An 8,626-nucleotide genomic window follows, 5' to 3' on the forward strand; every position below is an offset into this window, starting at 1 on the left:
GCCATGCTCCCCGAGCTCGCTCTGGTACCGGGCGAGCCCGCCGGGATCGGCCCGGAGCTGTGTGTTCGACTGGTCCAGCAGCCGCGCGATGATTGCCGGCTGCTGGCATTTGCCGATCCGGACACCCTGCGCGCGGCCGCTGCCGCGCTGAACCTGCCCCTGCAACTGCTGCCCGAGGACGCGCATGCCCGCGTCCCCGGCGACCTGCGCCTGCGCGCCGTCGCCAACAGCACCCCCAGCCGTTTTGGCCATACCGACTCTGCCAACGCAGGCGCAGTGATCGCTGCCCTGCTGGGTGCTGGCCAAGCCTGCCTGTCCGGTGAACTGCACGGCGTGGTGACCGGCCCGGTGCACAAGGCGGTGATCAACCAGGGCGGCATCGCCTACAGCGGCACCACCGAACTGCTGGCCGACCAGGCCGGAGTGAAGGTGGTGATGATGCTGGCCAACCACATCGTCCGCGTTGCCCTGGCCACGACCCACCTGCCGCTGCGTGAGGTCGCCGATGCGATCACCGGCCCCGGCCTGGAACACACCCTGCGCACCGTGCATGCCGCGCTGCGCCGCGAGTTCGGCCTGGCCGCACCGCGCATCGCCGTGCTTGGCCTGAACCCACATGCCGGCGAAGACGGCCACCTCGGTCGCGAGGAACTGGATCTGGTCATCCCGCTGCTGCAGCGCCTGCGCAGCGAGGGCATGGACCTGATCGGCCCGCTGCCGGCCGATACCGCGTTCCTGCCGGCCAAGCTGGCCGGCTTCGACACCGTGCTGGCCATGTACCACGACCAGGGCCTGCCGGTGCTGAAGTACTCCGGCTTCGAGCAGGCGGTGAACCTGACCCTGGGCCTGCCCTACCCGCGCGTGGCGGTGGACCACGGCACCGCGCTGGATCTTGCCGGCCGCGGCATTGCCGATCCTTCCAGCCTGCAGGCCGCCACGACGCTGTGTGCGCGGCTGGCGCGGCAACGTACACTGAGCACATGACTTCCCCGCATTCCCCCTCCGGCCCGGTGTTTTCCGCCCCGGCCAAGAAGCAGCTCGGCCAGCACTTCCTTGCCGACCGCTACTACATCGACAAGATCGTGATGGCGGTCAATCCCAGGGACGGCGACCGCCTGGTCGAGATCGGCCCGGGCCAGGGTGCGATCACCCTGCCGCTGCTGCGCGTGCACCCGAAGATGACGGTGATCGAGTTCGACCGCGACCTGATCGCGCCGTTGACCGCCGCCGCCGAACCGCTGGGCGAGTTGACCATCGTCAACCGCGACGTGCTGCGGGTGGACTTCACCGAGCTTGCCGATGGCCAGCCGATCCGCCTGGTCGGCAACCTGCCTTACAACATTTCCTCGCCGATCCTGTTCCATGCGCTGGAACACGCTGCGGTGATTTCCGACATGCACTTCATGCTGCAGAAGGAAGTAGTCGATCGCATGGCCGCCGGTCCCGGCAGCAAGGTGTTCGGCCGCCTCAGCGTGATGCTGCAGGCCTACTGCGAGGTGACCTCGCTGTTCGTGGTGCCGCCGGGTGCGTTCAGGCCGCCGCCGAAGGTCGATTCGGCCGTGGTGCGTCTGATACCGCGTGACCCGGCCACCATCAACATCAAGGACCACAAGCGCTTCGCCGACGTGGTCAGGGCCGCCTTCGGCCAACGCCGCAAGACCCTGCGCAATGCCCTGAACAACGTGGTCAGCGCCGAGCAGTTCGTGGCCGCCGGCGTGCGTCCCGACGCCCGCGCCGAACAGCTGGACGTGGCTGAATTCATCGCTTTGGCCAATGCCTCCTGATTACACTGCTGGTATGGAAGACGCTGACGTTTACGCCATCTCCGTCGAAGTCGCGCCGCGCTTCCTCGACGACCAATCCGCACCGGAAGACGGTCGCTATGCGTTCGCCTATACGATCCGCATCCACAACCAGGGCCGCGTTGCTGCGCGCCTGGTCGCACGCCATTGGCGCATCACCGATGCCAACGGCCGCGTCGAGCATGTCGATGGCGATGGCGTGATCGGCGAACAGCCGCGCCTGCGTCCGGGTGAAGACTTCCATTACACCTCAGGTGTCATGCTCGGCACCGAGCACGGCACGATGCAGGGCCATTACGACATGGTGGCCGACGATGGCACCGAATTCGCCGCGCCGGTCGCACCCTTCGTGCTGGCCATCCCGCGCACCCTGCACTGACACGGAGGCCGAACGATGAGTGTATGGGCGATCGGCGACCTGCAAGGCTGCTATGACGTAACCCAGCGCCTGCTGGAAAAGATCCGGTTCGATCCGGCGCAGGACACCCTGTGGTTCTGCGGCGACCTGGTCAACCGCGGCGGACAGTCGCTGGAAACGCTGCGGCTGGTGCATTCGCTGCGCGAACACAGCGTGGTGGTGCTCGGCAACCACGACCTTTCCCTGCTGGCCGTCGGTGCGCGCACCGAAGAAGAACAGCGCAAGGTCAACCCGGACCTGCTGCGCATCGTGCAGGCCGAAGACCGTGACGTGCTGCTGGACTGGCTGCGCCTGCAGAAACTGGTGCACGTGGACCGTGAGCTTGGCTGGATGATGGTGCATGCCGGCCTGGCACCGAAGTGGACCACGCAGATGGCCGAGAAGCATGCGGCCGAAGTGGAAGTGCAGCTGCACGGCGCCGGCTACCGCAAGCTGTTCCGCAACATGTACGGCGACAAGCCCAGCTGGGCGCCGAACCTGACCGGCTACGAGCGCTCGCGGGCGATCATCAACGTGCTGACGCGCATGCGCTACTGCACCTCGCGCGGCCGTATCGGCATCGAGGACAAGGGCACACCGGGCACCCAGGAACAGGGGCTGTATCCCTGGTTCGAAGTGCCGGGCCGGGTCGAGCGCGACCTGAAGGTGGTCTGTGGCCATTGGTCCGCGCTCGGCCTGACCATCACCCAGGGCATCCACGCGATCGACACCGGTGCAGTGTGGGGCGGCAAGCTCACCGCGATCCAGCTCGACACCGATGAGCTGCGTGTGGTGCAGGTTCCGGGACGTGACGTGCCGGCACCGGTCGCCAACGCGCGGCCGCCTGCACGGCCTGCACATGAGCGCGCGGCAGGGCAAGGCAAGGACAACAGCCAGGGCAACGGCAACGCTGCAACGGCTGGTGCGCCCGGCAACCGTGGTCCACGTCGGCGCCGCCGCCGTGGTGGCGGTGGCGGTGGCGGCGGCAACAACAACGGCACGCCTCCTTCGGCATGAAGCCAGGCAACCGCGCACCATGGACGGTGCTGCTGCTGACGCTGGCCCTGGCCAGCGGCTGCCAGCCCACGTCGTCGCCAGCGACCGCCGGCGCCGACAAGTCCGCCGCCCCTGCACCGACACCTTCACCACCGCTGGTCGCTGCCGCCCGCGCGCAGATCGGCGTCACCACGCGCTACGACCCGGCCTATCAGGTACTGGCCTACCCCGCTGGCGACGTGCCCGCTGATCGCGGCGTATGCACTGACGTGGTGATACGCGCCCTGCGTACGCAGGGGCTGGACCTGCAGGTCCGCGTCAACGAAGACATGCGCGCTGATTTCAGCGCCTATCCAGCGCTCTGGGGCCTGTCGCGACCGGATCGGAACATCGACCATCGGCGCGTGCCCAACCTGATGCGCTGGTTTGATCGCCAGGGCTGGCAGCAGCCGATCAGTGCGCGCGCCAGCGATTTCGCTGCCGGCGACATCGTGGCCTGGAAGCTCAACGGCAACGGCCTGCTGCACGTGGGCATCGTCTCCGACCGGCGCCTGGCCGACGGCACGCCGCTGGTGCTGCACAACATCGCGCGTGGCACGCGGGAAGAGAACCTGCTGTTCCAGCACACCATCATCGGCCACTACCGGATGCCGTGAGTGAGGCGGTGCTGTAGAGCCGAGCCATGCTCGGCTGCGATTTGTGTCCGCCAAAAGCAGCCGAGCATGGCTCGGCTCTACAGGACTCCGCGCTCAGCTGCGCACGTAATGCACGAAGCGGAACGCGTACGCGTGGCGTTCGTCAGCCGGGTGCGGCTCGCTGCTCGCTTCCTGCCAGTCCTGCGCGTCCACCTCGGGGAAATGGGTGTCGGCCGGCACTTCGGCATCCACCCAGGTCAGATACAGGTCGCTGGCCTGGTCCAGCAGCTGATGGAAGATCTCACCACCGCCGATGATGCACAGCTCGCTGGCACCTTCGCCTTCGGCAATGGCCCGCGCCTCGTCCAGCGAGGCCACTGCACGCATGCCCTCGAACGGCACCTGGCCGCTGCGGGTCAGCACCAGGTTGGTTCGACCCGGCAGCACCCGGCCGATCGATTCGGCGGTCTTGCGCCCCATCAGGATCGGCTTGCCCAGGGTCAACGCCTTGAAGTGCTTGAAGTCGTCCGGCAGGTGCCAGGGCATGGCATTGCCCTGGCCGATGCCGCGGTTGCGATCCAGCGCTACCACCATCGACAGCTTCATCGTACTCACACCGCCACCGGCGCCTTGATCGCCGGATGCGGATCGTAGCCGTCGATGCGGATGTCGTCGAACTGGAAGCCGAACAGATCGGTCACCTCCGGGTTCAACCACAGCGTCGGCAGCGCGCGCGGCTCACGCGACAGCTGCTCGCGGGCCTGCTCGAAGTGGTTCGAATACAGGTGCGCATCGCCCAGCGTATGCACGAAATCGCCCACGCCCAGGCCAGTGGCCTGCGCCACCATGTGGGTCAGCAGCGCGTAGCTGGCGATGTTGAACGGCACGCCGAGGAAGATGTCGCCACTGCGCTGGTACAGCTGGCAGCTGAGCTTGCCGTCCACCACGTAGAACTGGAACAGGTTGTGGCACGGCATCAGCGCCATCTGCGAGAGCTCGCCCACGTTCCAGGCACTGACCACCAGCCGCCGCGAATCCGGGTTGCGCTTGATCTCGTCCACCAGCCACTGCATCTGGTCGATGCTGCCTCCGTCGGCCGTGGCCCAGCTGCGCCACTGCTTGCCGTACACCGGGCCGAGGTCGCCGTTGTCGTCGGCCCACTCGTCCCAGATGCGCACCTGGTTGTCCTTTAGGTAACCGATGTTGGTATCGCCCTTCAGGAACCACAGCAGCTCGTGGATGATCGAGCGCAGGTGCAGCTTCTTGGTGGTGACCAGCGGGAAGCCGTCGTTGAGGTTGAAGCGCATCTGCCAGCCGAACACGCTGCGGGTGCCGGTGCCGGTGCGGTCGCTCTTCTCCGCGCCGTGTTCGAGCACGTGCGAAAGCAGGTCCAGGTAGGCCTTCATGCCTTGCCCTCCGCCACCACCAGCGGCTGCGGCTGCAGCACCGGCGCGCGGCGCGACATCACCAGCAGCACCAGGCCGAAGGCGATCAGCGGCACGCACAGGATCTGGCCCTTGGTCAGCCAGCCGAACGCCACATAGACGCCGTTGTCGGGCATGCGCACGAACTCGACGGCGAAGCGGAAGATGCCGTACAGCAGCGCGAACAGGCCGCCGATGAGATAGCGATGGCGCGGCTTGGCCGACACTGTCCACAACACCACGAACATCACCAGCCCTTCCAGCAGCGCTTCATACAACTGCGACGGATGGCGGGCGAACTGATTCAGCGCACCGCTGGCGAACTGCGACTGCAGGGTGGCGTGGTCGAGCTGGTTCAACGGTGCCGGCAGGCCGGACGGGAACACCACGCCCCAGCTGCCGTCGGTGTACTTGCCCCACAACTCGGCGCCGATGAAGTTGCCGATGCGGCCAAAGCCCAGGCCCAGCGGCACCAGCGGCGCCATGAAGTCCATGGTGTCGAAGAAGTGCAGCGCATGCTTGCGCGACCACCACCAGCAGGCGGCGATCACGCCCAGCAAGCCGCCGTGGAAGCTCATGCCGCCGTCCCACACCTTGAACAGCAGCAGCGGGTTGTGCAGGAAATCGCCCAGCGCGTAGAACAGCATGTAGCCGATGCGGCCGCCCAGCACCACGCCGAGCATGGCGTAGAACAGCAGGTCGGAGAAGCCGTTGGCATCGACCCCCGGCAGGCGCCCGTCGGCGATCCGCTTGCGCCCCAGCAGCCAGGCGGCGGTGAAGCCGAGCAGGTACATGATGCCGTACCAGTGCACCTTGATCGGTCCCAGCGAGAGGGCGATGGGGTCGATGTCGTGGAAATAGATCATGAAGGGCGCCTTGCAGGGATGCAGATATTCTAGCGCCGCCCGGGAGCGGCCTCGCGGCGGCCCCGGTCACGCGATTGCCGGGCTTCAGCCCAGGATCTGCGGCGTGTCCGGCAGGCCGTCCTGATCGGACCGCGCCGAGGCCGGAAAGTGCCCTTCCAGCAGGGTGGAAACCTCGTCGATGGCATCGCGCAGCGCCGCCACCGGCTGGGAGCCGCGCAGGCCCTCGCGCAGGTGGGTGCAGACCCGCTGCCATTGCTCGGGCGCGACGCGCCCCTGCAGGCCGCGGTCGACCAGGATCTCGATGGCATGGTCGGCCAGCAGCAGGTAGATCAGCACGCCGTTGTTGTGGACGGTATCCCAGGTGCGCAAGCGGGCGAAGGCATGTTCGGCCGCCTGCCGCGGGGTGACCTTGTGCCACAGCGCGTGCAGCGGCAGGTCGGCCTCGACCGCGAACATCACCTGGCCGCCATGGCGTTGCTCGCCAGCGGCGATCGCCTCGGTGATCGCCTGCAGCGTGGCCGGCGGGAACGCCCGGCGTACCGATGGCGAAAACAGATGCCTGCAGAGACGCTGGATCGTCACCAGCCCCCCGACGCGCCGCCGCCGCCGGAACGGCCACCGCCGCCACCCCAGCCGCCGCCACCGCCAAATCCACCACCGCCGCCGAAGCCGCCACCGCCCCAACTGCCTCCACCCCAGCCGCCACCGCCAGCGAAACGCCCCGGATGGCCGGACAGCATCGCCACCACCAGGCCAACCACGCCGGCCAGGCCGCTGGCCAGCAGCGTGGAGGTGAAAAGGAAGGCAGCAACGGCCGCACCGGCGCCCCCCAGCAGGCCGCGCAGCGGACGCGGTACACGCGAGAAGACGCCGCGCAGGATGCTGCCGGCGAACACGCCGATGAACAACGCCAGGAACCAGGTATCGCCGCCGCCCTCGGGCGAACGTCCCTGCTGGCTGCTGACCGGCGCCGGCAGCGGTTCGCCGTCGATGATCTTCACCAGCATCGCCGTGGCGTCGGTGATGCCACCGGCATAGTCATTGGCGCGGAAACGTGGCACCAGGTACTCCTGGATCACCCGGTTGGCGATCGCATCGGGAATCGCGCCCTCCAGGCCATAGCCCGGTTCGATGCGCACCCGCCGATCCTCCTTGGCCACCACCAGCAGCACGCCGTCATCCACGCCCTTGCGACCGATCTGCCACTGGTCGAACACGCGGGTGGTGTACTGGGCGATGTCTTCCGGCTGCGTGGTCGGCACCACCAGCACCTGCATCTGGCTGCCCTTGCGTTGCTGCAGGTCCAACGCCTGCTGCACCAGCGCCTGCTTCTGTGCGGCATCCAGAGTGCCGGTGGTATCGACCACCGGCGAATCCAGCGCCGGGATCGGCGCCAGCGTCTGCGCCTGCACGCCCAACGGCAGCCACAACAGCAGGGCCAGCAGTGTGGCGGTCAGGCGCATCGGTCAGTGGCCCGGGGCCGGGGCTGGCTGCTGCTGCGGCGCGTTGCCGAAATCAACCGCCGGCGCGTTGGAGATCTGCGCTTCGTTTTCCACGGTGAAGTTCGGCTTGGGCTGGTAGCCGAAGATCTTGGCGGTGATCAGCTGCGGGAACGAGCGGATGTAGGTGTTGTAGTCCTGCACCTGCTGGATGTAGCGGCCACGGGCAACGGTGATGCGGTTCTCGGTCCCTTCCAGCTGCGCCTGCAGATCGCGGAAGTTCTGGTCGGACTTGAGCACCGGGTAGTTCTCGGTGACCACCAGCAGGCGCGACAGCGCGCTGCCGAGTTCGCCCTGGGCCTGCTGGAATTGCTTGAGCGAGGCTTCATCGTCGGCGTTGACGTTGATCTGGCCAACGCGCGAGCGGGCGTTGGTGACCTCGGTCAGCACGCGCTCTTCCTGGCTGGCGAAACCCTTCACGGTCTGCACCAGGTTCGGCACCAGGTCGGCACGGCGCTTGTACTGGTTGAGCACTTCGGACCAGCTGGCCTTGACCGCTTCGTCCTTCTGCTGGATGGCGTTGTAACCGCAGCCGGACAGCAGGGAGGCCAGCAGCAACAGGGGAATGAGGCGGGTCAACAGGCGCATGGCCAAGGCTCCGGGTGGACTGAGCGCCGAGCATGCCATGGTCGGTGTTAACGGGCGTGTGGAGAGTGTCGGCCGTCGTCAGCCATCGAGCGCCGCCCCCTCCGCGGTGGTTGTGTTTGCTGGATATCGGGGTAGGCCGGGAGGGTGGGTTGGCTGGGGGACGCCGTGAATACGTCCTTGTAGGCTCGGGCGCGCCATCCTTGGCGCTTACGCCCCCAGCCAACCCACCCTCCCGGCCACGGACAATTTCCTGCGCACCGCGGGAGATCAAAAGAAAAAAATCAAAATCAAAAGCAAAAGCCGATTCTTCAGACATTTGTGTCGACCAAGGTCGACACCTACCAACAGCACAGAACGCCGTCCCGACAGGTCGCGGAAAACTGTCGAAGGCGGGGTAGGTCCGGTGGCAGGGGCGTGAG

Annotated in this window: 11 protein-coding genes; 5 read left to right on the plus strand and 6 right to left on the minus strand. The window is 67.2% G+C overall.

Features of this window, described 5'->3' with window-relative positions; translation table 11 throughout:
• Positions 1 to 3 precede the first annotated feature (3 nt).
• From pdxA to H3005_RS16575, 5 genes are read left to right on the plus strand one after another with little or no spacing between them, the layout of a single operon-like run.
• The gene (pdxA, locus tag H3005_RS16555) at positions 4 to 984 is read left to right on the plus strand and encodes a 4-hydroxythreonine-4-phosphate dehydrogenase PdxA (protein WP_191078608.1); all 981 of its coding nucleotides are present in this window, start codon (positions 4 to 6) and stop codon (positions 982 to 984) included.
• On the plus strand, positions 981 to 1,784 hold the full coding sequence (gene rsmA, locus H3005_RS16560) for a 16S rRNA (adenine(1518)-N(6)/adenine(1519)-N(6))-dimethyltransferase RsmA (protein WP_089238873.1): 804 nt from the start codon (positions 981 to 983) through the stop codon (positions 1,782 to 1,784). Before pdxA ends, rsmA begins: the two co-directional genes overlap by 4 nt.
• Before the next feature lie 13 nt (positions 1,785 to 1,797).
• Positions 1,798 to 2,181: a Co2+/Mg2+ efflux protein ApaG gene (apaG, locus tag H3005_RS16565; RefSeq protein ID WP_025877914.1), complete on the plus strand. Its 384-nt coding sequence runs from the start codon at positions 1,798 to 1,800 to the stop codon at positions 2,179 to 2,181.
• A gap of 15 nt (positions 2,182 to 2,196) precedes the next feature.
• Entirely contained in the window at positions 2,197 to 3,216 is a 1,020-nt protein-coding gene (locus tag H3005_RS16570) for a symmetrical bis(5'-nucleosyl)-tetraphosphatase (protein ID WP_191078609.1), read from the plus strand.
• Complete coding sequence (locus H3005_RS16575) at positions 3,213 to 3,851, plus strand: DUF1287 domain-containing protein (protein ID WP_191078610.1); 639 nt, start codon at positions 3,213 to 3,215, stop codon at positions 3,849 to 3,851. The genes H3005_RS16570 and H3005_RS16575 overlap by 4 nt, the downstream gene beginning before the upstream one ends.
• A gap of 93 nt (positions 3,852 to 3,944) precedes the next feature.
• Here the strand turns inward: H3005_RS16575 and H3005_RS16580 are convergent, their stop codons facing one another.
• The 6 genes from H3005_RS16580 to H3005_RS16605 all read right to left on the minus strand — a co-directional run bounded on the left by H3005_RS16580 (position 3,945) and on the right by H3005_RS16605 (position 8,207).
• Positions 3,945 to 4,436, minus strand: coding sequence for a dihydrofolate reductase (locus tag H3005_RS16580; RefSeq protein WP_191078614.1), 492 nt, complete (start codon positions 4,434 to 4,436; stop codon positions 3,945 to 3,947).
• 5 nt (positions 4,437 to 4,441) lie between these two features.
• A complete protein-coding gene (locus tag H3005_RS16585) occupies positions 4,442 to 5,236 on the minus strand; it encodes a thymidylate synthase (protein ID WP_100463025.1) in 795 nt (264 codons plus the stop codon).
• On the minus strand, positions 5,233 to 6,120 hold the full coding sequence (gene lgt, locus H3005_RS16590; protein WP_100551599.1) for a prolipoprotein diacylglyceryl transferase: 888 nt from the start codon (positions 6,118 to 6,120) through the stop codon (positions 5,233 to 5,235). The genes H3005_RS16585 and lgt overlap by 4 nt, the downstream gene beginning before the upstream one ends.
• A gap of 84 nt (positions 6,121 to 6,204) precedes the next feature.
• Complete coding sequence (locus H3005_RS16595) at positions 6,205 to 6,702, minus strand: TPM domain-containing protein (RefSeq protein ID WP_191078611.1); 498 nt, start codon at positions 6,700 to 6,702, stop codon at positions 6,205 to 6,207.
• Complete coding sequence (locus H3005_RS16600) at positions 6,699 to 7,583, minus strand: TPM domain-containing protein (RefSeq protein ID WP_100551597.1); 885 nt, start codon at positions 7,581 to 7,583, stop codon at positions 6,699 to 6,701. The genes H3005_RS16595 and H3005_RS16600 overlap by 4 nt, the downstream gene beginning before the upstream one ends.
• Before the next feature lie 3 nt (positions 7,584 to 7,586).
• Positions 7,587 to 8,207, minus strand: coding sequence for a LemA family protein (locus H3005_RS16605; RefSeq protein ID WP_025877902.1), 621 nt, complete (start codon positions 8,205 to 8,207; stop codon positions 7,587 to 7,589).
• Positions 8,208 to 8,626 lie beyond the last annotated feature (419 nt).

Origin of the sequence: Stenotrophomonas sp. Br8 (assembly GCF_014763005.1) — a bacterium.
Taxonomy (GTDB): Bacteria; Pseudomonadota; Gammaproteobacteria; order Xanthomonadales; family Xanthomonadaceae; genus Stenotrophomonas; species Stenotrophomonas lactitubi.

Bases quoted from the DNA above. Each gene is read 5' to 3' on its own strand.
- H3005_RS16580 (WP_191078614.1), bottom strand. From the start codon at position 4,436: ATGAAGCTGTCGATGGTGGTAGCGCTGGATCGCAACCGCGGCATCGGC.
- H3005_RS16585 (WP_100463025.1), bottom strand. From the start codon at position 5,236: ATGAAGGCCTACCTGGACCTGCTTTCGCACGTGCTCGAACACGGCGCG.
- H3005_RS16600 (WP_100551597.1), bottom strand. From the start codon at position 7,583: ATGCGCCTGACCGCCACACTGCTGGCCCTGCTGTTGTGGCTGCCGTTG.
- lgt (WP_100551599.1), bottom strand. From the start codon at position 6,120: ATGATCTATTTCCACGACATCGACCCCATCGCCCTCTCGCTGGGACCG.
- H3005_RS16575 (WP_191078610.1), top strand. From the start codon at position 3,213: ATGAAGCCAGGCAACCGCGCACCATGGACGGTGCTGCTGCTGACGCTG.
- rsmA (WP_089238873.1), top strand. From the start codon at position 981: ATGACTTCCCCGCATTCCCCCTCCGGCCCGGTGTTTTCCGCCCCGGCC.
- pdxA (WP_191078608.1), top strand. From the start codon at position 4: ATGCTCCCCGAGCTCGCTCTGGTACCGGGCGAGCCCGCCGGGATCGGC.
- H3005_RS16570 (WP_191078609.1), top strand. From the start codon at position 2,197: ATGAGTGTATGGGCGATCGGCGACCTGCAAGGCTGCTATGACGTAACC.
- H3005_RS16605 (WP_025877902.1), bottom strand. From the start codon at position 8,207: ATGCGCCTGTTGACCCGCCTCATTCCCCTGTTGCTGCTGGCCTCCCTG.
- apaG (WP_025877914.1), top strand. From the start codon at position 1,798: ATGGAAGACGCTGACGTTTACGCCATCTCCGTCGAAGTCGCGCCGCGC.